Consider the following 25,629-nt stretch of genomic DNA (forward strand, 5'->3'; position numbering starts at 1 on the left):
TGCGCGCCGAGAACACAAGCGTTGTGCCACGGCCGGAATCGTCTGCCGTCCGTCAGACGCCCCGCGATTCGACGGCGGTCAGCACCGTCTCCAGCGCTCGGCGGGCTATCTGCTCCTTTATCGCCGTTCTGTCGCCGTCGAACTCGTGTCGGTCGACCGTCGTGTACGACGCGCCCGTCCCCCAGTCGCCGCGGTGCGCCAGTCCGACGAACACCGTCCCGACCGGTTTCTCCTCGGTGCCGCCCTCGGGGCCGGCGATGCCCGTCGTCGCCACCGCCCAGTCCGTGCCGGCGGTGTCGCGGACGCCGGCGGCCATCTGTCGGGCGACGGGTTCGGAGACGGCGCCGTGTTCGTCCAGCGACTCCCGTGAGACGGCCAACGCGCGCAGTTTCGCGTCGTACGAGTAGGTGACGACGGAGCGGTCGAAGTAGTCCGACGACCCCGGCACGTCGGTGAGCAGCGACCCGACGAGTCCGCCCGTGCACGACTCGGCGACGGCCAGCGTCTCCCCCGCCTCGCGGAGGGCGTCGCCGACGCGGACTTCGACCGGCGGGTCCGTTGCGAACTCTCGCATACGTGCGTCGAGGGGCGGCGTCGACAAAAAGGCCCTCCGCCGGCGGCCGCGCGCCGACCTGCCGATGGCGAAAGAGCCACGACCCTCCACTCCGAGCACTCGGACGAGATGGGCGACGACGCTTACGACGAACCGCTGTTCTTTCAGGTGATGCAGTACGCCGCGCGGGCCGACAGAGACGTCGTGGGCATGGTCTCTGGCGACCCCGACTGGGAACCGCCGCAGGCGCTCCGAGACGGCCTTCGGGAGTACGCCGACGCCGACTCCGACCAGTTCCAGTACCCGCCGAGCGAGGGCCTCCGCGAACTCCGAGCGGAGATAGCGGAGCGACGGAACGTCGACCCCGCGCGCGTCGTCGTGACGAACGGCGCGGGCGAGGCGAACTACCTCACGATGGCGCGCGCGATGGAGCGCGGGTCGGGGTCGGAGTTCCTCCTCACCGACCCGGTGTACCCGTACTACCCGGGGAAGGCGACGATGCTCGGCGGCGAGGCGACGAAAGTGCCGGTGCTGGAGAGCGGCGACCCGGACGTGGCGGCGATGCGCGAGGCGGCCTCGCCGGAGACGGCGGCCATCCTCGTCAACACGCCGAACAACCCGACCGGCGCGGTGTACGACCGCGAGACGGTCGAGGCGCTACACGACGTCGCCGCCGAGAACGACGCCCTCCTCCTCGTCGACGAGGTGTACGACCACTTCGACTTCTCCGGCGACTTCGAGAGCGCCCTCACCCTCGACTCCGACCGGGTGCTCGTCACCTCGGGCTACTCGAAGTCGATGGCGATAACGGGCTTCCGCGTCGGCTACGCCGTCTTCCCCGAGGAACTCGTCCCCGAGGCGAAGACGCGGCACATGCTGGTGAACGTCGCAACGAACCGCCCCGGGCAGGTGGCCGTCCTCCGCGCACTCCGGGAGACGTCCCCGGACTACTACGAGGGGACCCGCGACATGCTCCGGGAGCGAATCGGCTCGTTCACCGACGCCCTCGACGCGGCGGGGGCCGCCTACACGAGTCCGCGGGGGGCGTTCTACGTGCTGGCGCGCTTCGAGGACTTCCCCGGGACGCTGTCGAACGTCGAGACGCTGATAGACGAGGCGGGCGTCGCGGGGATGCCCGGCGAGGCGTTCGGCGACGCGTACGCGGACTGGATTCGGTTCGCCCTCGTGACGCCGCGGGCGGACGAGGCGGCGTCGCGTCTCGCCGACTACTTCGCCTGAGAGACTGCCGACAGGTCGCTCCGCGGACCGACGAGTACACAAGTCCCCACCGCGTGCGTCCCGCTATGACGAACATCGACGTCGAACCCGTAGACCACGTCGAAGGCGAAGGCGACGGCTCCGACGGCGACGACGCGGCGGCCGACGACACGGAACTCTCGGTGGACGTGGAGACGCGGACGACCGACGAGACGGACCTGCCGGAGTACGTCGACGCCCCCGAGTACGTCCTCTACGGCGGGAAGGGCGGCGTCGGTAAGACGACGATGGCGGCGGCGACGGCGCTCTCCTCGGCCGCCGCCGGGACGGCCACGCTCGTCGTCTCGACGGACCCGGCGCACTCCCTCTCGGACACGCTCGGGACGCCGGTGCCCGCCGAACCCGCGCAGATACGCGACGACATGCCCCTGTACGCCGCCGAAATCGACCCCGACGAGGTTATCGAGGGCCCGTTCGCCACCGAGGAGGGCGCGGGCGGGTTCGACGCCGCCGACCTGGACGCGGACGACAACCCCTTCGAGGACGACGGCGACGACGCCGCGAACGACGGCCCGTTCGGCGGGCCGGGCGGACAGGCCGGCGACGCCGGCGCTGGGAACCCCTTCGGGATGGACATGGGCGGGATGGAGGACGTCCTCGGCGACATGATGGGGCCGGGGTCGATGCCCGGCGCGGACGAGGCGGCGGCGATGCAGCAGTTGGTGGCGTACCTCGACGACCCGCGGTTCGACCGCGTCGTCGTGGACACCGCGCCGACGGGCCACACGCTCCGCCTGTTGGAGTTGCCCGAACTGATGGACTCGATGCTCGGCCGCATCGCCCGCATGCGCCAGAAGTTCTCCGGGATGATGGACAACCTCAAGGGGATGTTCGGCGCGGGGGGCCCCCAGCAGGCGGGGATGGCGGACTTGGACGAGTTGCGCGAGCGAATCGAACGCCTGCGCGCGGTCCTCCGCGACCCGGAGCGGACCGACTTCCGCGTCGTGATGATACCCGAGGAGATGAGCGTCGTCGAGTCGAAACGCCTCGTCGACCGACTCGACGACTACGACATCCCGGTGCAGACGCTCGTCGTCAACCGCGTCATGGAGAACCTCGCGGACGTGACGACGACGCCCGTCGACTCGGAGTGGGTCGTCTCGCCGAACCTCGAGGAGTGCGAGTTCTGTCAGCGGCGGTGGAGAGTCCAGCAGAACGCCCTCCAGCGTGCGACCGACCTGTTCCGCGGGCGGAACGTCAAGCGCGTGCCCCTCCTCGCCGACGAGGTGAGCGGCGAGGCGGCCCTGCGCGTCGTCGCCGCCTGTCTGGCGTAGGTCCGATCTGGAGTCCCTCCTATCAGCGGTGATATTCGGTACCAAGCTTTATCAACGTACTCGGTGACGGAGAGTCGAAAGTGGGGGATTACCACTTTTTCGACGACAGGTGCAAACATGCTACGACGTATTCAGAGGCTCTTTCGGGGCGCGAGACGCGACCCGTCAGAGATGGGAAACGACGCACAGAGGGGGACAGCGAGGGGAAAAACGAAGGGTGACCTGCGGAACGACGGCGGTGCCGTAACGGCGCAACCGACAGACGGCGCCGACGACCGGGCCGACGTAGAATTGCTCGTCGAGTACCAGTCCGCCGTCCTCGACAGTCTCGGGCGGGACGCTGAACGCCTCGCGAAGGGGGACCTGACCGTGACGTTCGACCTCCCCGACCCGCCGACGGACTCGGGCGCTCTGACGGACGCGCAGGCCGACTTCGACCGTTTCGCGGGCGACCTACGGACGGCGACAGAGAACGTCCGCGCCGTCGTCGACGACGCCACCGCGGTGTCCGAGGGCGTCGCCGTCGCGGGCGAACGGGTCGGGTCGACGACGGAGGAGGTGACGAACTCCATCGAGGAGATAGAGTCCTCGACGACGGAACTCGCGACGGGGGTGGACGGACTCGCGGACCAGTCCGAGGAGGTGACCGAGACGGTGGCCGACCTCTCGGCCTCCATCGAGGAGATAACGGCCTCGACGGAGACGATTCGACGGCAGTCCGACGAGACGACCAGCATCGCCGCCGAGGGGGAAGCGGAGGTCGACCGGGCGCTCACGCGAATCCGGACGGCGACGGAGTCGTCGGCCTCGGCGGCCGACGAGATGGACCAACTGGAGACGCGCATCGCCCGCGTCGAGGAGATACTCGACGTCATCGCCGGCATCGCCGACCAGACGAACCTGCTCGCACTCAACGCGAACATCGAGGCGGCGCGGGCGGGCGACGCCGGCGAGGGGTTCGCCGTCGTCGCGAACGAGGTCAAGACGCTGGCGACCGACTCGCAGGCGTCGGCGGACGAGATAACGAGCATCATCGAGGACCTCCGCGACCAGACCAACAGGGTCACCGACCGCATCCGGCAGGCGAACGACGAGATACGCGACGGGACGACGGCAGTCGCCGACGCGGCGACGACGCTGGACACGGTCCGCGAGACGGTCGACGCCACCGACGACGGCCTCGAAGAGATAGCCGAGGCGGTGTCGCGACAGGCCGACAACGCGCAGGCGGTGAGCACGCTGGTCGACGACGTCTCGACCACCGCGAACCAGATGAGCGCCTCGCTCCAGCAGGTGGCCGCCGGGGTGGACGAACAGACGACGGCGATGGACGCCGTCGCACAGGTCGCGGTGGGCCTCGGCGACGACGGCGAACTGCTCCACGAACTGGTCGACGCGTTCAAAGTCGACGACGACGAGTCGGCCGCCCTCGACGAGGTGGACCTCGACGCGGCGGAGACGAACATCGAGGCGGAGTCGGAACTACTCGAAGAGGTCTAGCGCTCTCACGCGAGTTTTCTGAGGTAGCTGTACGCCGTGTCGAGCCACGAACGCGGGAGGAAGCGCGCAAGCGCGGCGACGCGCGCGGGCGTGCCGGGGTAGTAGCGAGCGCGGGGTTTCGTCGAGGACGCGGCGTCGACGATGTCCTCCGCGACCCGTTCGGGGGGGATGGCCGCCGGCCCGCCGCCGCCGAGCAGTTGCGTGTCCGAGAGCAGTTCGTAGAACGACTCGTACGCGCCCGAGCGCTCGATACCGGGAATCTCCTCGCCGCCGTCCACCTCCGTCTCGACGCGGTCCGTGAAGTTCGTGGCGACAGGCCCCGGTTGGACGAGGACGGCGTCCACGTCGTACTCCGCCACCTCGTTCCGGAGCGCGTCGGTCATCGCGCCGAGCGCCGACTTCGACCCGGCGTAGACGCCGCCGCCGGGGAAGGAGATGTCGCCGGCGACGCTGGAGACGTTCACGACGGTGCCCTCGCCCTGCCGGCGCATGTGGGGCAGGGCGGCGCGAATCAGGCGATGCGGGCCGTAGACGTTCACGTCGAACTGTCGGTGGACTTGTTCGGTCGGCACGTCTTCCAGCGGGCCGAACTGGCCGTAGCCCGCGTTGTTGACGACGCAGGTGAGATGTCCCTCCTCCTCGACGATTCGGTCGACGACGCGTTCGACGTCGTCGTCGTCGGTCACGTCGAGCGTCGCCAACTCACAGCCCTTCTCGCCCAGCGTCTCGATGTCTGCCGGGTTGCGGGCCGTCGCGTAGACGCGCCAGTCCTCCTCGAGGAACGACAGCGCGGTGGCGCGACCGATGCCGGACGAACAGCCGGTGATGAGGACCGTCTTCGGATGCACGTTCACGCTGTCTCCCCGCGGCGAGTTAATTGTACGCGGTTCGGCGACGGCGTGCGACGCGGCCGCAGCGACTGCCTATCGGTACTCTGCCTTCGCCTCGTCGGCGTACGCGTCCGCTCGCCGGGTCGGTTCCGGGAGCTTGTAGCCGCCGCAGAGGCGAGAGACGAGGTCCGTCGCCGTCGGCACGGAGACGCGGTGGCCGGGGCTGACGTACAGCGGGTTGATTATCGGCTCCGAGTCGTACTGCCGGGACTGGTAGGCGTGGCCGATGACCTCGCCGGGGTCGGCGTTCTCGACGGTGTCGTCGGCGACGACGTCGGTCCGCCAGCCCTCGGGGCGGCCGTCCACGTCCTCGGTCGGGCGGCCGCACAGCAGGCTCTTGGCGACGCCGACGCTCGGCCTGTCGAAGACGACGCCGAGGTGGGTGGCGAGGCCGGCCTGCCTGAAGTGGATCCGGCCGCTACCGTCGAACAGCAGCAGGTCCGGGTCGCAGGAGAGTTTCTCGAGGGCGGCGACGATGGGCCCGCCCTCGCGGAAGGAGAGCAGACCGGGGACGTACGGGATTTCGAGGTCTGTCACGGCGTGGACGCGTTCGACTACGGTGTCGCCGCGGGAGACGACGACGGCGCTCACGCCTCTGTCGCCGAGGAACGCCTGGTCGACGCCCGCGACGAGGGGTCGCTCGCCGGTCAGCGACGCCTCGGTGCCGAGCGACACGTCGCGCGGGTCGAAGTCGAACGCGTCGGTCCAGTCGGCGGCCGCGGCGACGTCGAACTGGAGCGTCTCCATCTCCTCGCGGGAGAGCGCGGGGTCGGGGAGGAACTCGGGGCGGACGGGTCGCATCGGTCAGAACCTGCGGCCGGGGCCGCCCATCCCGCCGCCGCCACCGCCGCCGCCGAAGGAGAGCTTGTTCGGCACGCGGAAGCGACCTTTGACCCGGCGGCCGTACGCCAGTCCGATGACGAGGCCGACGAGGTGGGCGAAGTGGGCGACGTTGCCCTGTCCGAGGTTGCCCGCCGCGCCGGGTTGGAGGAAGAACACCACCGAGATGCCCGCGAACCCGAGGGTGAACAGCCAGAGCGGGACCGGGATGAGGAAGTAGAGGTATATCTTCAGGCTCGGGTTCAGCACGGTGAGGACGCCGAGGACGGCGAATATCGCGCCGGAGGCGCCGAGGACGGCCGTCGGGACGCCGGGTTCGAGGAGTATCCCGATACCGACGTGCGACAGGCCTGCGAGGATACCGCTCCCGAGGAACAGCGCGGCGAACTTCCGGGAGCCGATGTACTTCTCGACGAGTGGGCCGAAGAAGTACAGCACGATGCTGTTGCCGACGATGTGGAAGAAGTTGTACGGACTGTGGGCGAAGACGGACGTGAACCACGTCCAGACGTAGAACGGATTCGACGAGGAGAGCGCGAAGATGTCGATGAACGTCCGCTGACCGGCGAGGAGGAGGACGACCCACTCCAGGGCGAACGTCACCCACATCAGGCCGAGGAAGACGAACGCCATGTTGTCGCGGAAGTAGCCCAACGGGCCGCCGGTGCTGGTCAGTCGCTCGACGACGCCTTCGGAACCGCCGGCGTCGTTCACCGAGTCGTCGAAACCGCTGTCGAACACCCCCGAGGGGTCGTCCCACTCCGAGAGGCCGGGACAGGCGTGGTTCTCCGGCAGTCGGTGCTCCGCGCAGAACGTCTGCCCGCACCGCCGACACTGGTACGGCAGATTCTCGTGCTTCCCACACTCGTCGCACGTAGCCATTGTGCAGGGCTAGTCGCGGCGGGCTAAAAGCGGTTCCCCTCTCGCGTCCGGCGGTCGCACAGGCGGTTCCCGGGGGCGTCGCCGGTCTCGGGCGCGCGGGCCGTCAGGCGTCGCCGTCGGCGACGGGGTCCGTCCCGTCCGTTCCCGTCCCCTCGGTGGCGTCGCCGCCCGGACGGTAGTTGCTCGGGACGACCGTCGCGTGTGCGATGCCGACGCGGTCGTCGCGGTCGGTGGGCTGTTTCGTTGCCATCTCTACTCGAACGTTGCCGCGCCACCGCCTAATAATTACCCATGCGCATAATTCATTCCGAACGCGGGAACGGATAACTCGTGCGTATGACTCCCGGCGGCGACTCGGCGCGCGTCGGGGGCGGCGCCGTCGCTGGCGGCGTGAAAAAACGGAGAGAGGGCGGTTACGCGAAGTTCTCTTCGTAGAGGTCCATCGCGTGTTCGATGGCGTCCTTGGCGGCCTGCGCGTCCTCCCAACCGAGCGTCTCGACTTCCTTGCCCTTCTCGAGGTTCTTGTACGTCTCGAAGAACTCCGCAATCTCGCGCTTCTGCTGGTCCGAGAGGTCGTCGACGTCCTGCACGTCGTCGTAGCGCGGGTCCTCGGTGGGGACGGCGATGACCTTGTCGTCCTTCTCGCCGTCGTCGTCCATGCCCATCAGCGCGACGGGGCGGGCCTCGATGACGCACCCGGGGAACGTCTGGTCCTCGACGAGGACGAGGACGTCGAAGGGGTCTTCGTCGTCGTAGTACGTCTGCGGCATGAAACCGTAGTCGGAGGGATAGTGGACGTTGGAGTGGAGCACTCGGTCGAGGACGACGCCGGGGACGTCCTTGTCGTACTCGTACTTGTTGCGCTCTCCCTTCAGGCACTCGACGACCGCGTAGACCACGTCGGGTGCGTCGGGACCGGTCTCCAAGTCTTCCCAGAGATTCGTCATACGTCTTGCCTCTCGCACAACGCGGAAAAAGTCCTTTCGCATCCCGTACTGACGGGCGACCGCACACGCGCAGGTGAAAACCACCGGACAGTCGTTGCTGAACTGCCTAGCGGACGTGGAATAATCCCCGTGGAATCTCCGGGTCGTATCGATTAATGAACGGATAAGCGCACAGATAGTCGAAATGAGGCATCAGCGACGGTTACTGTGTATCGTCGTCCTGAAATCATCTCGGGGGAATCCCGAAATAATCTCTGCAACAAAGCGTCAGTTGAGAAGCGTTAAATAGTTAGGTGACATTTCCCCGACTATGTCAGAGGCACAAACAGTCAACGACTCGGGCCTGGCACGCGATCTGACCGCGTTCCAGCAGAACATCCTCGTCATCCTGGCCGAGGAACCGATGTACGGACTCGCTATCAAGCGCAATCTCGAAGACTACTACGGGACGGAGGTCAACCACGGCCGCCTGTACCCCAACCTCGACGACCTGGTCGAGATGGGTCTCGTAGAGAAGAGCGAACTCGACAAGCGGACGAACCAGTACGAACTGACCGAGAAGGGCCACGACGCGGTCCTCGACCGCTTCGCGTGGATGCTCGACAAGTTCGTCACCGACGAGACGCGCGCGGACGAAGTGCGCGAACTCATCGACGCCAACCTGTAACGACGACGCGACCGAAGGGAGAGTTCGTCAGAACTCGGGCACGTCCGCGTCGGCGGCTTCGAACACGCGTTCGACGCTCTCGCGGACGACGGTTTCCTGTTTTTTCGACGGCCACGCGTTCCGTGGATAGTACTCCGTGAGGAACTCCTGTATCTCGTCGCGCGAGGCGGCGTCGGCCCGGCGCAGGTAGTGGTTGCCCATGAAGTCCGCGAAGATACGGGCGTTCGCGGCGTGCGTCGCGCCGTCCTCCGCCTCGACGGCGTCGACGAGTTCGGCGTTGTGTTCCTCGACGGCGTCCCAGTCGCCGTCCACGTCGGCCCCGGTCAGCGGAATCTCGTACGCCCGGCCGGTGTCCTCGATGCGTTCGACGCGGACGACGCCATCGTCCATCCACTCGGCGGGGTGCAGTACCAGCGTCTCGTCCTCCTCGCGGATGCGGGACGTGAAGTCGTGGTCGGCCAGCATCTCCGCGCGCCGGCCGCGGTACGCCGCCGCCTCGTTCTCGTCCACCGCGTCGCGGGCGAGTCGGGTCAGGCGCGCCGCGCCGTCCACGACGGCCTCGGGTAGTTCGCCCGTCTCGCTGTCTGCCGCCTCGCCGTCCGTCGCTTCGCCGTCTCTCCGTGTCTCCTCATGCATGGTCGAGGGCCTCGTTCGCTAGTGAGTCGGCGCGGTCGTTTATCTCTCGCGGAACGTGTTCGAGCGACCACCGGTCGAACTTCTCCAGCAGTTCGCGGACGCGCACGCGACGTTCGCGGAGTTCGGGGTTGTTCGTGTCGTACTCGCCGCGCACCTGTTTGACGATGAGTTCGGAGTCTCCGCGGACGTCCACCTCGTCGAAGCCGTACTCCGCGGCGACTTCGAGGGCGCGGACGAGCGCCTCGTACTCCGCGCGGTTGTTCGTCGTCTTCCCGATGGTGTCGGAGCCCTCGCCGACGATGCCCTCGGAGGTGACGATGGCCCATCCGATGGCGGCGGGGCCGGGGTTGCCCCGACTCGCGCCGTCGAAGTAGACGTGCGCCCGCCCCCCACGTTCCTGCAGGAGAGCGAGGAGGTCCGACGGCCGCGCCCCCTGCACGACCACCTTGTCGTCGTACGCGACGGCGTTTGCGTCGCCGCGGGACGCCCGCCAGCGTTCGTACTCGGTGTGTCCCTCCTCGACGGTGACGCCGGCCTCGGTCAACCGTCGTCGGGCCTCCTCGGGGTCGCAGTCTACGGTCGGCATACCGGACGAAGACCGAGTGCAGAAAAGAAGGGTTCGGTCCACCCCGACCGTCCGCGGTCGACGCAAACGGTTATGTGCGGCCATTTCACACTACGTGCAATGAAAACAGAAAGTACGGGGAACGACGATATCCTCGAACTACTCTCCCGGCGGGACGAAGTCGCCGACGACGTCGAACGCCGGGGGGAGGTGGTCGTCGACCGGACGGAGACGGCCGAACTGACCCGACACCGACGGGTCCACGTCGTGGAGTCGGAGTCGTCGGAGACGCTGCCGCGGTCGACGTACGAGAGCGAGCGACGCCGGCGGACGCTCCGACCGAACCGGTGGGAGCACGCGCCGTCGAAGTTCCGTTCGATGGACATCGACTACGTCACCGACGAGTCGCCCGACGAGTGTTCGGGGTGCGGCGGTGCGGGACGGACTCCGTGTCCGACGTGCGACGGGTCGGCGGAGGAGACGTGCCCCGACTGCGACGCGACGGGCGTCGTCGACTGCGAGGGATGCGGGGGTGCCGGACGGAACGACTGCAGTACCTGCCACGGGTCCGGGACGGTGACCGAACGGGTCGACCGGCCCTGCGGACAGTGCGACGGCAACACGTCGATACGCTGCCCGTCGTGCCTCGGCGACGACGACGACTGTCTCAAGTGTACCGGTGACGGGGTCGTCTCGTGTCCTCGGTGCCGCGGACGCGGAACGGAGACCGAGGCTCGGGACCGCCGGTGCGGCAACTGCGAGGGCACGGGATGGCGGACTTGCGGGGATTGCGGTGGCGAGAAGACGCAACGATGCGGCCGGTGCGAGGGCGGCGGCCACATCACGTGCCGGGAGTGTTCGGGCGCGGGCGACGTCGAGTGCGAACGGTGCGAGGGAGACGGCGAGACGGTGACGGCGACCCTCGGAACGATGGCCTTCTCGAGTTCGAAGGAGTTCGAGGTCGACGCCGCTCACGTTCCCGAGTCGCGGTTCAAGAAGACGGACGGCGACGGCGTCTCGACGACGTGTCCCGTCGACGGCGACCGACCGCCGGCCGAGAACTGGTCGGGGACCCACCTGTACCGACACGAGACGAGTCGGTCGAACGCCGACTGCCAGCACCTCGTGTACGCGTACGACGACGACCGGTACACCGCGTCGCTCGTGGACGGGGAACTCCGGTACGACGACTTCCCGAACGACCCCGACCACCTCGACGAGATGATATCGTCGGCGTTGAACCGCGGTTACTTCGATCTCCTCTCGCCGACGGACGACCCGGACGGAGTCGCGGCCGCCTTCCGCCGTGCTGTCGGCGACGCGGTCAAGTTCCTTCTCGTCTCCGCCCTCGCTTTCGGCGCGCTGTTCGCCGCGACGACTCTCGCCGGGGCGGACCTGTTCACGGCTGTCGGCGTCGTCGTCCTCGCACTCGTCGCGGTCGCCGTCGCCGCCATCCTCGTGGGCGACCGCGACTACTCGGGACACGGTACCGATCGGAGTTCACCCGTGTGTTCGCCCCTGGACTTCGCGCCGTCGGCCCTCGCTGGTCTCGGGGCGGCCCTCACCTTCGTCCTCGACGTGGGGTCGGTACAGGACCGGTGGCTGGTCGTCGCGTTCGCGGTCGGACTCTGGGCCGCGCACGGCAGGCGATGGCTCGATTTCGAGGCGCGGAGACTCGCGTTCAGATCCGCCCGGCGCGCTGCGTTGCTCGACCGTCTCACGACGGACGAGGAGACGCTCTCGAAGTTCGCTCTGGGCGACCGGCTCCCGCCCGCGAACCCGACTCCCGGCGCGTGGTTCTACGACAGGTCGAGTACCGCCGTCTTCACCGTCGGCTGGATGGGGAGCGCCGTCTGTTTCGCGGCCGCTCTCGTCGCGGGGGGCGACGGGGGGACGGCGACCGGAGCGGCGAACGGCGTCCTGTCGCTTCTGGCCGTCCTCGCCGTCGCCGTCGCCGTCGCGCTCTCGACGGTACTGCTCGGAGAGTCCGACGATTGAGGAACGGCGGCGTCCGACGGTCGACCGCCCTACCCGAAATCCGGCCAAGGGTTTAAGTTCGACGCGACAGCGAATATAAAAATGCGATGACACGGCCTACTCGCCAGCGGGAGCGAGACAGTGATAGAACACGGTGGCAGGGTGAACGCGAGGAGGACGCTGCCGAAGACGAGGACGATATCGACATCGAGGACATGGACGAGGAGGACCTCGTCCGGACCGGGGACGGTGAACTCATCCACGAACCGACCGGCATCGTCGTCGAGGAAGAACAGATAGACCCCGGTCCGGAGTGGCGGGCGTTCAACCACTCCGAACGCCAGTCGAAGTCCCGCGTCGGCGCGCCGACGACGCAGACGATGCACGACAAGGGACTGACGACGACCATCGACTGGAAGGACAAAGACGCCTACGGTCGGTCTATCTCCTCGCGGAAGCGCTCGCAGATGCACCGCCTCCGCAAGTGGCAGGAACGCATCCGCACGAAGGACGCGGGCGAGCGCAACCTGCAGTTCGCGCTCTCCGAAATCGACCGGATGGCCTCCGCGCTGGGCGTCCCCCGGTCGGTTCGCGAGGTGGCGTCGGTCATCTACCGCCGCGCCCTGAACGAGGACCTCATCCGGGGACGCTCCATCGAGGGCGTCGCCACCTCCGCGCTCTACGCCGCCTGTCGGAAGGAAGGTATCCCCCGTTCGCTCGAGGAGATTTCCGACGTCTCGCGGGTCGAACGGAAGGAGATCGGTCGGACGTACCGCTACATCTCGCAGGAACTCGGCCTCGAGATGAAGCCGGTCGACCCCAAGAAGTACGTCCCGCGGTTCTCCTCGGAACTGGACCTCTCGAAGGAGGTGCAGTCGAAGGCCAACGAGATAATCGAGACGACGGCCGAGAAGGGTCTGCTCTCGGGCAAGTCCCCGACCGGGTACGCCGCCGCCGCCATCTACGCCGCCTCCCTGCTCTGCAACGAGAAGAAGACCCAGCGCGAAGTCGCCGACGTGGCGCAGGTGACCGAAGTCACCATCCGCAACCGGTATCAGGAACAGATCGAAGCGATGGGCATCCACGGCTGACCGACGCCGTTCGAACACCGCTCGCGTTCTCCGCGTCTCTCCGTTCTCCGCGTCTCTCCGTTCTCCGCGTCTCTCCGTTCTCCGCGCCTCTCCGTTGCTCCGTTTTCTCTCTGGCCGGTCTCCGACGCGCACCGACGCCGAACGGTCGCGTCGCCGTCGTTCGGCGCGTCCGCGACAGGTTCAAGCGACTCCCGTCGCTACCTCCGACGAGTAGATGCGCCTCGACGAGTACATGGACATCGCGGCGGAGTCCGACCGCGCGAAGCGTCGCCGCCTCGCCCAGGAGAAGTCCTACGACGTCCTCGACCACCTGGAGACGTTCCAGAACCGGTTCGAGGAGACGGTACAGGGTGACTCGCTGTTCGGGAGCGTCTCCCCGTCCATCTTCGTCGGCCGGTCGAACTACCCGAACGTCTCGACGGGCATCCTCTCGCCCGTCGGCCGCGAGGAAGACGCCGCGAAGTTCGAGACGTCCGCCGGGTGGTACGAGGAGGGCGTCTCCATCGGCGACGTGTTTCAGCGTCGGACGAGTCTCCTGAACTCCAACCGACCGACCGAGGTGCAGAACGTCGACGACGCGTGGGACGGCTTCCTCGGCGTCCAGCGCGAAGTCGCCATCGCCGACCGGCCGGTGAGCGTCGAAATCGGGCTGGACGGCCGCCCGGACGTGGACTTCGACGTGAGTCCCGACGACGTGGGCACGCCCGTCGGCCCGCGCGCCCGCGCCCAGTCGGCGGACCTGGCGGAGAACCCGCACGTCCCCCGGCCCGTCCAGAAGACGCTGGAGGACGACGACTGGAACGCGCAGGGCGCGATGAACTACCTGTACCGGCGCGGGTTCGACGTGTACGACATCAACACCATCCTCTCGGCCGGCGCACTCGGACGCGGCGAGAACCGCCGTCTCGTCCCCACGCGGTGGTCCATCACCGCCGTGGACGACACGGTGGGGCAGTTCCTCCGGGGACGCATCCGGACGAACCCGAGCGTCGACGCCGTCGAGATTCACCGCAACGAGTTCCTCGGCAACGCCTTCTGGGTGATTCTCGCGCCCGGCGACTGGGAGTTCGAGTTGGTCGAGATGAAGGCGCCGGGCAGCGTCTGGAACCCCGACCCGGCGGCGGGGATGTATCTGGCCGCCGACGGCGAGGGGTTCGAGGGGCGGACGGGCTACGTCGAGGAGACGGCGGGCGCGTACCACGCCTCCCGTCTCGGCGTGTTGGAGCATCTCGACGGGCGGGGGCGACAGGCGAAGGTACTCGTCCTCCGCCACGTCTCCGACGACTACTGGGGGCCGGTCGGCGTCTGGCAGGTTCGCGAGTCGGTCAGGGACGCCTTCGACGGCGAACGCGCCGAGGCGGAGACGTTCGCCGCCGCCGTCCGGCAGGTGACGGAGTACCTCCCCGTCACTCTCGGCGACTTGCGCAGGAAGTCCACGATGGCCTCGGGTCTGCAGACGAACCTCGGCGACTTCTCGTGACGTTTCTGACCACCAACAGTTTTCCCGCCGCCCGTCGTCCCCTCCCGCATGGTCCCGTTCGTCCTCCAGTTCGGCGTGCCCGGCGGTGTCGAGATACTGATTCTGTTCCTCGTGTACGGCCTGTTCGGACTCATCCCCGTCGTCGCCGCCCTCGTGGTGGTCTACTACATCTACAAGATTCGACAGGACACGAACCGGATGGCCGAGTCACTCGAACGAATCGCGGAACGACTGTGACTGGTTGCGATTGTGGTGCCATTTCAATATCATGGTCTACCATGGTGTGAAAATATGTACGCGGAGGGCGTCCCTCGATTCGAGATGGACGACCTCTCTCAGGAGTTCGGCATCCTTTCACAACGACGCCGGCTCACCGCTCTCGTCGTTCTGAAGGAGTTCGATAGACCGATGACACTGTCCGAACTCGTCACGGAAGTAGCGGTCAGGGAGTTAGAGGTTCCACGTGACGATATCAGCGACGATCAGCACAGGCAGATACGCTCGTCGTTCCACCACGTCCATCTTCCGAAACTGGTCGACGCCGACCTCGTTCAGTACTCGACGACCGGGGAGATGCTTCGACTGAACGATTCGGCCGCGACCGTCGGTCGAATCATCGACGCCGTCTTCGCGTGACGACGCGCCCCCGAGCGCCGTGTTTTTACTTCGACTCCACTTCCAGCAGTGCGTTCGTCACCAGGGTGACGATGGCCCGCCGCAGGCGTTCGGTCACCGCCTGGTCGGAGACGCCCAGTCTGTCGGCGAGTTCGACCGTGGTGATTCGACGCGGAATGTCGTAGTACCCCTCCTCGACGGCCAAGAGGAGCGTCTCTCGCTGTCGAATCGTGAGGCCGTACCACGGGCCAGCGTCGGGCTTCGTCGGGTTGTAGATGCGGTGTACGTCGACGTCGATTCGCGCGTCGCGGCACGACTGCTTGAAGTCGTTCAAGTCCTCGTACTTCTCGAACCGGCACTCGAACTCCCACGTGTCCGTGGTGCCCGTCGCTTCGAGGATGTGGCCGGCGTTCTCGTGGATGCTCCGAAAGACGACGTCGTCGGCGATGTGCCAGTCGAGGCCGAACAGAATCTTTCCATCGTGTTCGTCCACTTCGGTGATGCTCTCGACGGCGTCGTGCGAGCGCACCGAGTCGAGAAATCGGTCCTTGTCGGCGTCGTACACCCAGAAGAACGGAACCGCCTTCTCACCGATGGGGACCAGCGTTTCGAGTTCGATACTCGTCTCCGACCGCATCGAGAGAATCCGACCTAGCGCGAACTGAGAGGAAGGGATACGAAGGTCTGCGATAACGCTCATGATAACTCGACAGTTGTGATACCCGACCCGGCCGTATCATTTGGTGGCTTGGTACACCATGTAGTAGCCGTTCCAGAGGGATAAACCGTCGTTCCCTCGTTCTGACAGGGAGAGATGCATGGTATACCAAGTTACAGTTGGAAAGTCTACAATAGTGTTAACCGTGCATAGTTCATCCTGTGAGACACGTTCCTGATGCGTGTCGATTCTGTTCAGGGCGTCTTCGGACGGTCCGGGACTCCGCGTCGGTCACCGGATGTCGTCTCACAGCATACCATGACATCTCCGCCCTCTTCGGACGAGTCGATACAGACGAGCGAACGGTTCGCTACCGCCCTCGAACGAATCGTCCGAGAAGCGCATCGGAACGGCGTCGACGTCGAGGGGGGATGGGAGTGCTCCATCCAGGACGCCGACATCGAGTACGACGTCGTCGTCACCAGAATCGGTCGCAGAGCGGAGACGGCAGAAGAGTAAGCGGTCGGTCGTTACTCGGCGGCGTCGAGGTTCGAGAACGCCTCGTCGACGAGTTCGCCCGTGTCGGCGACGATGTCGGCCATCGTCTCGTCGTCGGGCGCCATCCCGACGAGGCGGGCGATGCGCATGATGCTCACGTGGTAGACAGTCTGGACGCCGGGTTCCTCCTGCCAGACGACGACGTTGCAGGGGAACAGGCCGCCCATCTTCTTCTCGGAGGCGTCGAGCGCTCTGTCGGCCATGTTGGGGTTGCACGCCCCCAGCACGTAGTAGGGGTCGCGGCCGGCGTCGACTTTCTCGTTGAGCATGTCCGAGGCGGAGAACTCGGTGGCGACGCCGAACCCGGCGTCGGTGAACGCCTCGCGGACGTGTTCGACGGCCTCCTCGTGGTCCATGTTGAGCGTCGCGCGTTCTTCGCCGATGTCGGACGAACTGACGGCTGACGGGTCGATGGGAAGCGTCATCGCTCGACGCTACGACGCGGACGCTGGAAAAGGTATGGAAGTGTCCGGAGCGCACACGACCGGCTCGTCGCTCAGAGCGGAATCGGGAGCCAGCGAAGCCACCCGAGCACCGTCTCCGTGGGGATGAGTGGGTCGTGCAGGACCAACCAGTCCAGCAGTCCCAGCCCCAGTCCGTGTGCGACGATGGACGGGAGGATGGAGTCGCTGTCGTAGTCGACGGCGCCGAACAGCACGTCCGTCGGCGCAGACAGCACCAGTTCTATCGGCGGCTTGCCGACGTGGTGGAAGGCGTAGATGACGGGACTGATGAAGACGCTCTTGAAGCCGAACTCCTCGCCGACGCCGACGCAGAGGAGGCCGCGGTAGTACGTCTCCGCGGCCACGACGACGACCAACTGCTGGAGGGCGTGCGGCAGGAACGCCGCGAGCGCCGGACTCGTCTGCCACATCGGGTAGTACGCGCGGATGCTCGGCAGCGACGACCCGACGACGTAGAACGGGAGGACGATGGCCGAGATGACGAGGGTGTTCCGTATCGCTCGCCGGTTCACCCGCCACCCGAGGTTGCGGCCGTGCGTGACGGCCAGCGCCATCGGGAGTACGAGGAAGACGACGGCGTCGCGGAACGCGCGGTAGGTCAGGTCGCTCGTCGGGACGGTCCACGCCCCCCACAGAATGCTCAGAAACAGCCCCCACAGTAGCGACTTCTGGAGCCACGAGAGGCGACTGATGGTATCGCGGAGGCGGGAGTACCCGGACACGAGAATGCTCGGCGGCGCGGCTACTTCGTCTCGACGGGGCCGGTGCCGACGACGGACTGTACCGCTTCGACGAAGTCCTGCCGCGTCTCGAAGTAGTCGGCGTCGACCCGTTCGAGCACGTCCGAGAGCGTCTGCGGGCCGGACGCCGTTCGGACGACGCTGTCACCCTCCTGGTCGAGGATGCGGGGCTTCTCGTGCGGCCACGTCAACCGCGAGGCGACCCGTGCGAGCGGTTGGCCCTCGACGGGCGTCTCCTCGCCCAGTTCGACGACGGGTCCCTCGTCCTCGTTTTCGTCCTCGTCTGCCATGTCGTGCGCTTTGCCACCGCCGGCAATAATCCCTTCGACACGCCGGAGGCCGCCGTCGTCCCCGAGTCGCCGGCGACTGGCTTCTCGCGAGCACCGCTCGGCGTCACACGTGCGTCTGACGCATCGTTTTGTGTGTTGGGGAACAACCCCACGCGCATGACCAGTCTCTCGGAGGCCTATCACAGCGGAGAGCGCGCCGGGCCGAGCCTCCGGCGACTGACTCTCGGACTCGGAACGTTCCTCGTCGGCGTCCTCCTCGTCCTCGCCGGCATCGTCGTCGCGACGACGGGCGTCCTCCGCGGCGACGGCATGACGCTCGGCGACGTGCGCGAACTGGGCGGCATCCTCGCGGGCGTCGGCGTCCCGATGGTGTTCCTCGGCATCTTCACCGTCACGCCGTCGGGGCGACTGACGAAGGCCGCCGCCGTCGTCGGCGCGGGCATCGCACTCGTCGGCGTCGCCCTGTTCTGGCACGCCTACCCCTGCCAGTGGTCCGGTTCGACGTGCGGCGCGGGCCTGCAGGACCTGACGCTCCTGACCGTGAGCGTCTACTTCCTCGGCACGCTGACGACGTTCTGGTGTCTGTTCGTCGGCGTCGCCAACTTCAAGACGCGCAACGCGCCCGGCGGCACCGCCACCGTCGAGGTGACGAAGAAGGGCGAGACGCGGTACGTCGAAGTCGACCGCTCCCGCGGCGGCCTCGGCGGCATCGGCTTCCTCGGCGGCACCCCCGACGGGGAGACGGAGACGCAGACGGCCGCCGAACGAGGGTCGCAGTCGGGCACCGTCTCCGACGGCGGCACCGACGCGGACGCCATCGCCTCGCCGGGCGGCCGGCAGTCGTCGCCGCAGTCCCAGCAACGCGGCCCGCAGTCCCAGTCACCGTCGCGGCCACAGTCCCAGTCGCAGATGTCGGGCGACGCCTACTGCGGCAACTGCGCGCACTTCGACTACGTCCGAACGGAGGACGGCATCCAACCCCACTGCGGCTACCACCAGGAACTCATGGACGACATGGACCCCTGCGAGGAGTGGACGAGCAAGGGCGGCCGCTGACGCCGACCGACGACTGCCGTTCTCTCACCCCTACTCTCACTCTCCGGCGTCGATTCTGCGCGCCACGTCGTCCCAGTGACTCCCCTTCCAGAACACCTGTCCGCAGTCTCGACACCGCCAGAGCGACCGGTCGCCGGGGTCGGGTGCGTACGCCGGGACGGACTCGTCGGGACCGACGGCGTCGAGGGGACCGTTGCACGCGCCGCACCGCACCGGACCCTCCCGCAGTTCGACCGCGTACCCCGCCGCGGCGAACTCGTCGAGTTGGTCCGTCACCGCCCGCGCCGTGACGAGGACGCCGTCGTCGGCGCGTCCGGCGAGTTGCTCGTCCCGCGTCACGAGCGTCCGGCCCTCCGTCCGCGCCCGTTCGAGGAGCGCTTCGTCGCCGGGGTCCGGGCCGTCGTCGAGGACGTAGGCCGTGTCGTAGCCGCACATCCGCAGGTACGTCGCCAACTTGCCGAGCATCGCGTCGAGGAGGAGTCGGTCGGTCACGTCGTCGTCTTCGGCCCCGTCGCCTTCGGTTCTGTCGCCGCCGACCCCGTCGCCATCCCGGGTCTCGCCGCCGCCGGGCGCGTCGACCATCAGTGGAGGAACGACCGGACGTCTTCGAGGAGTCGGGCGTTCAGCACGTCGTCGGCCTCGCACCACCCGCGCCGGGCGGTGTGGACGCCGTACCGGACGTAGTCGAGTGCGCCCGGCGCGTGCGCGTCGGTGTTCGCGACGACGGTCGCGCCGGCTTCCAGCGCCACCTTCACGAGTTCGCCGCGCAGGTCCAGTCGCGCCGGGTCGGCGTTGATTTCGAGGGCGACGCCGTTCGCCGCGGCGGCCTCGGCGAGTCGCTCCACGTCGACGTCCAGCCCCCGTCGCTCGTTGATGAGGCGACCGGTCGGGTGGCCGAGGATGTCGACCGCGGGGTGTTCGACCGCCCTGACGAGTCGGTCGGTCGCCGTCTCGCGGTCCTGGTCGAGTGCCGCGTGCGGCGAGGCGACGACGAGGTCGAGTTCGTCGAGGACGTCGTCGCCGACGGAGATGCCCCCCTCGGCGTCCACGTTCGCCTCGACGCCGTGGAGGAGTTCGAGGCTCGCGTCCGCGGCCACCTCGGCCACGGCGTCCATCTGGTCGCGGAGTTCGTCGTCATCGAGGCCGACGCCGCCGACCATCCCCGGCCCCGTGGCGTGGTCGGCCACGGCGTAGTAGTCGTAGCCGCGTTCCTCGGCGGCGGCGACCATCTCCGATAGGGAGTACCGCCCGTCGGACCAGTCGGTGTGCGTGTGCAGGTCCCCGCGCACGTCGCCCTCCTCGACCAGCGTCGGAAGCGTGCCCTCCCGGGCCGCCTCCACCTCGCCGGTGTTCTCGCGGAGTTCCGGCGGGACGAACGGCAGATCGAGCGCCTCGTACATCGACGCCTCCGTCTCGCCGGCGACTCGGTCGCCCGCGCGCTGGTCGGCGTCGGGGTCCTCGACTTCGCTCACGTCGAAGACGCCGTACTCGTTCATCTTCAGCGCCCGGTCGATGGCGATGTTCCGGAGAACGACGTTGTGGTCCTTGTTCCCGGTGAAGTACTGCAGGGCCGCGCCGAACTCCTCGGGGACGACGACGCGCAGGTCCACGCGGATGCCGTTCGACCGGACGCTCGCCTTCCCAGTGCCCGCCTCGATGACGGTGTTGGCGGCGGGCCAGTCCGTGAACGCTTCGACGACGGCTTCGCCGGACTCGCTGGCGACGAGGACGTCCACGTCGCCGATGGTGTCGCGCCAGCGCCGAATCGACCCGGCGACTTCGGCCCGCCGGACGTGTTCGTCGTCGCGGAGGTACGCGAGGACGTCGTCGGCGAGGGGGCGGGCGTCGCCGAGGCGTTCGCGCTCCTGCGACTCGCGGGCGAACGGGACGTTCTCGCGGATGTTCTCCTCGGTCTTCGGACCGAACCCCTTCACCTCGCGTATCTTCCCCTCCTCGGCCGCGCGTTCGAGTTCGTCCAGCGTCGTGACGCCGAGTTCCTCGTACAGTCGCCCGACGGTCTTCGGGCCGACGCCCTCGACGCTGGTGAGCGTCGCCATGTCGACGGGCAGTTCCGCGCGGAGTTCGTCCAACTCCTCGATGGACCCGGTCTCGAAGTACTCGACGACTTTCGCCGAGATGGCGTCGCCGACGCCCTGTATCTCGCCGACGGCGTCCCCGCCCTCGGCGGCGAGTTCCTCGACGGGTCGCGGGTAGTCGCGGATGTTCTCCGCGGCCCGCCGGTAGGTGTTCGGCTTGTACTCGACGTCCTGCGCCTCCAGGAGGTCCGCGAACTCCTCGAACAGCGACGCGACTTCGTCGTTTCGGCTCACTACCGACCGCCTCGCTTCGACGCGCCGCCGTCGCGGCCGAGCGCCTGTTTCAGGAAGTTCATCCACCGCTTCTGGTCCTGCGCCTCCTGCAACTGCGCCTCCTGTTCGAGGTTCGCGGGTCGCAGTTGTTCGAGGGCGTTCAGCGCCCGGTCGATGCCGACGATGCTCTCGACCAACCGCCGACCCTCCTCGTAGCTCACCTCGTTCTCCTCGATTCGCTGGAGTCGCTGGAGGCGTTCGCGCCGGAGGTTCTTCTTCGCCCGGTCGACGCGTTCCTTCTCGCCGTCGGGAACCGTCTCGCGCCGCTTTATCTCGAAGACGAAGTCGCGCAGTTCGACCTCCTCGCCCTGCACGTCGATTCGGTCGGGGATGTCCACGCCGATGGTCGCCCCCTCGCGGTTGACGCGTTCCAGCAACTGCTTTCGTTCGAACTCCTTCACGGCTCTCGGTCCACGGTAGGGCGGGGCGACACTTCGCTCCTTCGCCCCGGGCCCCCTCGGCGCGTGGCCGTCTCCAGTCCGCCGACGGACGCATCCCCCTCGTCTCGGCGTCGACGGCGCTGGACTCTTCGATTCTCTGCTCGTCGCAGTCGGCGGCAGCCGTTCGGAAGTAGAAGAAGGTTCTTATGCGTCTCCACGGAAGGGAGCGTATGGGTTTGTTCGACCGACTACGCGGACAAGACGACCCGCGTGTCGCTTTCATCGGAATCGACGGCGTCCCATTTAGTCTCCTCGCCGACAACCCCGACGAGTTCCCCAACATGGCCGCGTTGGCCGAGTCGGGGAGCGCCGGCGCCATCGAGAGCATCGTTCCGCCGGAGTCCTCCGCCTGTTGGCCCTCGCTCACGACCGGGGTCAACCCCGGCGAGACCGGCGTGTACGGATTTCAGGACCGCGAGAACGGGTCGTACGAGACGTACGTCCCGATGGGTCGCGACGTGCAGGCGACGCGCGTCTGGGACCGCGTGACGGAGGCCGGCCGGAAGGCAACCGTGATGAACGTCCCCGTGACGTTCCCGCCGCAGCGAAACGTCCAGCGGATGGTCTCGGGCTTCCTCTCGCCGAGCGTCGACAAGGCCGCCCACCCCGACGACTTCCGCGACCAACTGGAGTCGATGGACTACATCATCGACGTGAACGCGAAACTCGGGCACAAGGACGACAAGACCGAGTTCGCCGAGAACGCCCACAAGACCATCGACCGGCGGTTCGAGGCGTTCAGCCACTACCTCCAGCAGGACGACTGGGACCTGTTCTTCGGCGTCTTCATGACGACCGACCGGGTGAACCACTTCCTGTTCAAGGACTACGAGAACGGCACGTCGGACCGGGAGGCGTTCATGGAGTTCTACCGCAAGGTGGACGACTACCTCGGACAGATTCGCGAGATGCTGCCCGACGACGTGACGCTCGTCGTCGCCTCCGACCACGGCTTCACCTCGCTGAACTACGAGGTGCACTGCAACGCGCTCCTCGAACAGGAGGGGTGGCTCTCCTACGAGGACGACGACCACGAGCAACTCGAGGACATCTCCGACGACACGCTGGCGTACTCGCTCATCCCCGGCCGGTTCTACCTCAATCTGGAGGGCCGCGAACCGGACGGCGTCGTCCCCGAGGACGAGTACGACCAACGTCGCGACGAACTGAAGGAGATGCTGGAGGACCTCGAAGGGCCCGACGGCAACAAAGTCGCGGCGCGCGTCGTCGAGAAGGAGGAAGCGTTCCGCGGCGACCACGACGACATCGCGCCTGACCTCGTCGTCGTTCCCAACCACGGCTTCGACCTGAAGTCCGGCTTCAAGGGGAAAGACGACGTGTTCGGGCAGGGCCCCCGCAACGGGATGCACAGTTTCGACAACGCGTCGCTCTACATCGACGACCCCGACGCGACCATCGAGGACGCCGACCTGTACGACATCGCGCCGACCATCCTCGACCTGATGGAAGTCGAGTACAGTCGCACCGACTTCGACGGCGCCAGTCTCGTCACGCAGTAGGTCCGTCCCGCGGTAGATCCGTCGCGCAGTAGTTCGCCCCGTCTTTTTTGCCCGCGTTGGCTCGTCGAGAGCGCCTGCGCCGGCGACGTCGGCGGTTCGCTCGGACGGTCGACGATGCGCTCAGACGCTCGGTAGTCCGCTCAGACGGCCGCGCGGCGAGGACGGCCGCGTCGCTCCGACGGCCCCCGAGCGAGGACGGGTGCCGACCGCTCCCCTAGATGAGGTCGTCGAGTTCGTCGTTACTCCACGCGCTGGCGGGGTCCTCGCGTTCCTCGGCCGCCTCGGCCTCCTCGACGGCGTCCTTCGCTCGCTGCATGAACGCTTCGAGGCGGTCCGACCGCTCGACGCCGCCGAGGAGGATGAGCGAGGCGATGCGCCCGGAGTCGAGGGGGAAGTCGCCGCCGCGGACCTGGAGGCTGCCCGTCTCCTCCTCGACCCAGCGACGGGCGCGTTCGACGCCCTTCCGCGGTATCGTGTCCGGTTTCCCGGCGACGACGAGGAGCGCGGCGTCTGCCTCCGTCGCCTCGGGCAGACTCGTGCCGGTGAGCAGGGCGCGCCGCGTCGTGCTCATCACGGCGTTGATGTTGCCCTCGGCGTCCTCGGCGGACTCGGCGGCGGCGTATCCGAGTGCGGCGATGCCGCCCGACCGGAGCGTGTTGATGACCTCCGAGGAGTCCACGACGCTCTCGGCGACGCCCTCGACCGCTTCGCCGGAGGCGAACAGGAGGCCGATTCGCTGCGCGATGGCCTCGTTGATGGCGTCGAACCCCTGTTCGAGGCTCTCGCCGGAACTCCGGAAGGCGTCGTTGTCCACGAGGAGCAGCGAGTCCGCCTCGCGGGCGACGGTCTTCAGCGACCGACCCGCGTTCACCTGATACATCGCCCCCTCGTCGTCCCCGGGGAGGATGCCGAGGGCGTAGACGGGCACGTCGTAGATGCGCTTGAGTTCCTTCACGAGGACCGGCGCGCCGCCGCTCCCAGTGCCGCCGCCGAGTCCGGCGACGACGAAGATGGCCTCCGCCTCGGCGGTGACGCGGCCGTCGAGGGCGGACAGCACCTCTCGCTTGTCGGCCTGCATGACTTCCGCGCCGAGTTCGTTGTCGCCGCCGACCCCGTGGCCCTTCACGCGGTCCTGCCCGACGAGAATCGTCTCGAACGGGATGTCGCGGAGGTCGGCCTCGGCGGAGTTGACGGCGACTGCGTCGAGTATCGCGCCGAACCCCATTCGATCGTCGAACGCGACCAGTTCGCGGGTGAGTTTCCCGCCGGCCTGGCCGACGCCTATCAGGACGGTCTTCATATCCGACGAATCGGGAGTACCTACCTTCAACTTTCCCCACCGAGGCCTTTTATGGGATGACGGGGCCAGTCGCCCCATGCCCGACGACACGACCGACCTCGCGACGCTCGCCTCCCGCCTCGACGCCGTCGAACGCGCCCTGACCGACGAGAACGCCGCGGCGCGTTCGACCACCGGCGGCGACTCGGCTGCCGACCCGTCGACGGACGCTCCCGCGACCGTCGCGGAACTCGAACGCTCGGTCGCGGAACTCGAACGCTCGGTCGCCGACCTGTCCGCCGAACTCGACGCGGTTCGGGGACTGCTGGGCGGCGTCCGGGCGGTGAACGACTCCGTCGAACGCCGCGCGGACCTCGCACTCTCGCTCGTCGAACGCCTCGATCGGGACCGCGAGGCGGACGGGCTGGTCGCCGAACGCCTGCCGGACGAGGCGGCGGCGTCGGTGGACCCGGCGGACGCGTTCGGCGACGCCGCCGACGCGGACGAGTCCGACGTCGAGTCGCTCGCCGCCCGCCTGCGCGAGGCGCTGTGAAGTGATTCGCGCCGTCCTCGCGGCGGTTCTCACCACGGCGGTGCTCGCCGCGTCGCTGCCGGCGGTCGAGGACGCGCGGGCCGACCGGACGGCGACGGCGATAGACGCCTCGACCGAACGGCTCTCGGCCGCCGGGTCGGCACTCGCGTTCGAGTCCGACCCGACGCGGGACCCCGCCGTCGCGCCGACGCGCGCGGTGACGTTCTCGCTCCCGCCGCCGACGTGGACGACTGCGGGCGTCGGCTTCGTCGCCGTCGGCGGGCCGCCGGACGGCCCCGGCAACCGGTCGGTCGTGACGTACGCCGTCGGCGACGGCCGGCCGACGACCCGGCGACTGTCGGTGCCGCTTCCGCTCCGGACGCCCGACGGACCAGTCGTCCTCCGGGGGCGCGGCGACCGGTCGGTGACGGTGTCGCTCCGGCGAACGCCCGCCGGTCCCGCCCTCGTCGTCGGCCGCCCCACCGCCGACGGGGCCGCCGAGTCGGCGGGCCGCGCCGCCGCCTGAGA

The 25,629-nt window shown here is 67.9% G+C and carries 30 protein-coding genes; 14 read left to right on the forward strand and 16 right to left on the reverse strand.

Features of this window, described 5'->3' with window-relative positions:
* Positions 1-52: 52 nt before the first annotated feature.
* Positions 53-574 (reverse strand): CinA family protein, encoded by a 522-nt coding sequence (locus tag BM310_RS04710; RefSeq protein ID WP_089805082.1) that lies wholly within the window; start codon positions 572-574, stop codon positions 53-55.
* A gap of 108 nt (positions 575-682) precedes the next feature.
* On the opposite strand from BM310_RS04710, the gene BM310_RS04715 reads away from it, so the two are divergent.
* The 3 genes from BM310_RS04715 to BM310_RS04725 all read left to right on the forward strand — a co-directional run bounded on the left by BM310_RS04715 (position 683) and on the right by BM310_RS04725 (position 4,605).
* On the forward strand, positions 683-1,792 hold the full coding sequence (locus tag BM310_RS04715) for a pyridoxal phosphate-dependent aminotransferase (protein WP_089805084.1): 1,110 nt from the start codon (positions 683-685) through the stop codon (positions 1,790-1,792).
* Positions 1,793-1,857: 65 nt separating this feature from the next.
* The gene (locus BM310_RS04720) at positions 1,858-3,105 is read left to right on the forward strand and encodes an ArsA family ATPase (RefSeq protein ID WP_089805086.1); all 1,248 of its coding nucleotides are present in this window, start codon (positions 1,858-1,860) and stop codon (positions 3,103-3,105) included.
* Positions 3,106-3,276: 171 nt separating this feature from the next.
* Entirely contained in the window at positions 3,277-4,605 is a 1,329-nt protein-coding gene (locus tag BM310_RS04725) for a methyl-accepting chemotaxis protein (RefSeq protein WP_177232531.1), read from the forward strand.
* 5 nt (positions 4,606-4,610) lie between these two features.
* Here the strand turns inward: BM310_RS04725 and BM310_RS04730 are convergent, their stop codons facing one another.
* The 5 genes from BM310_RS04730 to BM310_RS04745 all read right to left on the reverse strand — a co-directional run bounded on the left by BM310_RS04730 (position 4,611) and on the right by BM310_RS04745 (position 8,164).
* Positions 4,611-5,453: an SDR family oxidoreductase gene (locus BM310_RS04730; RefSeq protein ID WP_089807018.1), complete on the reverse strand. Its 843-nt coding sequence runs from the start codon at positions 5,451-5,453 to the stop codon at positions 4,611-4,613.
* A gap of 75 nt (positions 5,454-5,528) precedes the next feature.
* A complete protein-coding gene (locus BM310_RS04735; protein WP_089805091.1) occupies positions 5,529-6,296 on the reverse strand; it encodes an endonuclease V in 768 nt (255 codons plus the stop codon).
* Positions 6,297-6,299: 3 nt separating this feature from the next.
* On the reverse strand, positions 6,300-7,217 hold the full coding sequence (locus BM310_RS04740; protein ID WP_089805092.1) for a rhomboid family intramembrane serine protease: 918 nt from the start codon (positions 7,215-7,217) through the stop codon (positions 6,300-6,302).
* A gap of 103 nt (positions 7,218-7,320) precedes the next feature.
* A complete protein-coding gene (locus tag BM310_RS21240) occupies positions 7,321-7,467 on the reverse strand; it encodes a hypothetical protein (protein WP_177232532.1) in 147 nt (48 codons plus the stop codon).
* Positions 7,468-7,630: 163 nt separating this feature from the next.
* On the reverse strand, positions 7,631-8,164 hold the full coding sequence (locus BM310_RS04745) for an inorganic diphosphatase (RefSeq protein ID WP_089805094.1): 534 nt from the start codon (positions 8,162-8,164) through the stop codon (positions 7,631-7,633).
* Positions 8,165-8,474: 310 nt separating this feature from the next.
* On the opposite strand from BM310_RS04745, the gene BM310_RS04750 reads away from it, so the two are divergent.
* On the forward strand, positions 8,475-8,831 hold the full coding sequence (locus BM310_RS04750) for a PadR family transcriptional regulator (protein WP_089805097.1): 357 nt from the start codon (positions 8,475-8,477) through the stop codon (positions 8,829-8,831).
* Between the two features lie 27 nt (positions 8,832-8,858).
* Here the strand turns inward: BM310_RS04750 and BM310_RS04755 are convergent, their stop codons facing one another.
* A complete protein-coding gene (locus BM310_RS04755; protein WP_231751523.1) occupies positions 8,859-9,467 on the reverse strand; it encodes a DUF7108 domain-containing protein in 609 nt (202 codons plus the stop codon).
* On the reverse strand, positions 9,460-10,053 hold the full coding sequence (gene rnhA / locus BM310_RS04760; RefSeq protein WP_089805099.1) for a ribonuclease HI: 594 nt from the start codon (positions 10,051-10,053) through the stop codon (positions 9,460-9,462). The genes BM310_RS04755 and rnhA overlap by 8 nt, the downstream gene beginning before the upstream one ends.
* A 99-nt stretch (positions 10,054-10,152) precedes the next feature.
* Here rnhA and BM310_RS04765 point away from each other — a divergent pair, with 99 nt between their 5' ends.
* The 5 genes from BM310_RS04765 to BM310_RS04785 all read left to right on the forward strand — a co-directional run bounded on the left by BM310_RS04765 (position 10,153) and on the right by BM310_RS04785 (position 15,216).
* On the forward strand, positions 10,153-12,030 hold the full coding sequence (locus BM310_RS04765) for a hypothetical protein (protein ID WP_089805101.1): 1,878 nt from the start codon (positions 10,153-10,155) through the stop codon (positions 12,028-12,030).
* A gap of 86 nt (positions 12,031-12,116) precedes the next feature.
* A complete protein-coding gene (locus tag BM310_RS04770; protein ID WP_006056503.1) occupies positions 12,117-13,100 on the forward strand; it encodes a transcription initiation factor IIB in 984 nt (327 codons plus the stop codon).
* Positions 13,101-13,314: 214 nt separating this feature from the next.
* The gene (gene nreA / locus BM310_RS04775; RefSeq protein WP_089805103.1) at positions 13,315-14,580 is read left to right on the forward strand and encodes a DNA repair protein NreA; all 1,266 of its coding nucleotides are present in this window, start codon (positions 13,315-13,317) and stop codon (positions 14,578-14,580) included.
* Positions 14,581-14,628: 48 nt separating this feature from the next.
* The gene (locus BM310_RS04780) at positions 14,629-14,817 is read left to right on the forward strand and encodes a hypothetical protein (protein ID WP_089805105.1); all 189 of its coding nucleotides are present in this window, start codon (positions 14,629-14,631) and stop codon (positions 14,815-14,817) included.
* Positions 14,818-14,901: 84 nt separating this feature from the next.
* Entirely contained in the window at positions 14,902-15,216 is a 315-nt protein-coding gene (locus BM310_RS04785; RefSeq protein WP_089807022.1) for a DUF7344 domain-containing protein, read from the forward strand.
* 25 nt (positions 15,217-15,241) lie between these two features.
* On the opposite strand, the gene BM310_RS04790 is transcribed toward BM310_RS04785, so the two are convergent.
* Complete coding sequence (locus tag BM310_RS04790) at positions 15,242-15,895, reverse strand: helix-turn-helix domain-containing protein (protein WP_089805107.1); 654 nt, start codon at positions 15,893-15,895, stop codon at positions 15,242-15,244.
* 276 nt (positions 15,896-16,171) lie between these two features.
* Here BM310_RS04790 and BM310_RS04795 point away from each other — a divergent pair, with 276 nt between their 5' ends.
* Entirely contained in the window at positions 16,172-16,372 is a 201-nt protein-coding gene (locus tag BM310_RS04795) for a hypothetical protein (protein WP_089805109.1), read from the forward strand.
* A gap of 11 nt (positions 16,373-16,383) precedes the next feature.
* Here the strand turns inward: BM310_RS04795 and BM310_RS04800 are convergent, their stop codons facing one another.
* From BM310_RS04800 to BM310_RS04810, 3 genes are all read right to left on the reverse strand, one after another.
* Positions 16,384-16,836, reverse strand: a complete 453-nt coding sequence (locus BM310_RS04800) for a DUF302 domain-containing protein (protein WP_089805111.1) — start codon at positions 16,834-16,836, stop codon at positions 16,384-16,386.
* Between the two features lie 71 nt (positions 16,837-16,907).
* Complete coding sequence (locus BM310_RS04805; protein ID WP_143105107.1) at positions 16,908-17,597, reverse strand: CPBP family glutamic-type intramembrane protease; 690 nt, start codon at positions 17,595-17,597, stop codon at positions 16,908-16,910.
* Between the two features lie 20 nt (positions 17,598-17,617).
* The gene (locus tag BM310_RS04810) at positions 17,618-17,905 is read right to left on the reverse strand and encodes a DUF5789 family protein (RefSeq protein WP_089805113.1); all 288 of its coding nucleotides are present in this window, start codon (positions 17,903-17,905) and stop codon (positions 17,618-17,620) included.
* Between the two features lie 156 nt (positions 17,906-18,061).
* Here BM310_RS04810 and BM310_RS04815 point away from each other — a divergent pair, with 156 nt between their 5' ends.
* Entirely contained in the window at positions 18,062-18,961 is a 900-nt protein-coding gene (locus tag BM310_RS04815; RefSeq protein WP_089805115.1) for a DUF7139 domain-containing protein, read from the forward strand.
* 36 nt (positions 18,962-18,997) lie between these two features.
* Here the strand turns inward: BM310_RS04815 and BM310_RS04820 are convergent, their stop codons facing one another.
* From BM310_RS04820 to BM310_RS04830, 3 genes are read right to left on the reverse strand one after another with little or no spacing between them, the layout of a single operon-like run.
* Positions 18,998-19,543, reverse strand: coding sequence for a Mut7-C RNAse domain-containing protein (locus BM310_RS04820; RefSeq protein ID WP_089805117.1), 546 nt, complete (start codon positions 19,541-19,543; stop codon positions 18,998-19,000).
* Positions 19,543-21,291, reverse strand: coding sequence for a DNA polymerase/3'-5' exonuclease PolX (gene polX / locus BM310_RS04825; RefSeq protein WP_089805118.1), 1,749 nt, complete (start codon positions 21,289-21,291; stop codon positions 19,543-19,545). Before polX ends, BM310_RS04820 begins: the two co-directional genes overlap by 1 nt.
* Positions 21,291-21,731, reverse strand: a complete 441-nt coding sequence (locus BM310_RS04830; RefSeq protein WP_089805120.1) for a DUF5788 family protein — start codon at positions 21,729-21,731, stop codon at positions 21,291-21,293. The genes polX and BM310_RS04830 overlap by 1 nt, the downstream gene beginning before the upstream one ends.
* 209 nt (positions 21,732-21,940) lie before the next feature.
* Between BM310_RS04830 and BM310_RS04835 the strand changes: the two genes are divergently transcribed.
* The gene (locus BM310_RS04835; protein ID WP_089805122.1) at positions 21,941-23,290 is read left to right on the forward strand and encodes an alkaline phosphatase family protein; all 1,350 of its coding nucleotides are present in this window, start codon (positions 21,941-21,943) and stop codon (positions 23,288-23,290) included.
* A 214-nt stretch (positions 23,291-23,504) separates the two neighbouring features.
* Here the strand turns inward: BM310_RS04835 and BM310_RS04840 are convergent, their stop codons facing one another.
* The gene (locus BM310_RS04840; RefSeq protein WP_089805124.1) at positions 23,505-24,590 is read right to left on the reverse strand and encodes a tubulin/FtsZ family protein; all 1,086 of its coding nucleotides are present in this window, start codon (positions 24,588-24,590) and stop codon (positions 23,505-23,507) included.
* Between the two features lie 76 nt (positions 24,591-24,666).
* Here BM310_RS04840 and BM310_RS04845 point away from each other — a divergent pair, with 76 nt between their 5' ends.
* On the forward strand, positions 24,667-25,122 hold the full coding sequence (locus BM310_RS04845; protein ID WP_089805127.1) for a DUF7310 family coiled-coil domain-containing protein: 456 nt from the start codon (positions 24,667-24,669) through the stop codon (positions 25,120-25,122).
* Between the two features lies 1 nt (position 25,123).
* Complete coding sequence (locus BM310_RS04850) at positions 25,124-25,627, forward strand: DUF7311 family protein (RefSeq protein ID WP_089805129.1); 504 nt, start codon at positions 25,124-25,126, stop codon at positions 25,625-25,627.
* Positions 25,628-25,629: the final 2 nt, after the last annotated feature.

The sequence above is a fragment of the Halogeometricum rufum genome (assembly GCF_900112175.1).
Taxonomy (GTDB): domain Archaea; phylum Halobacteriota; class Halobacteria; order Halobacteriales; family Haloferacaceae; genus Halogeometricum; species Halogeometricum rufum.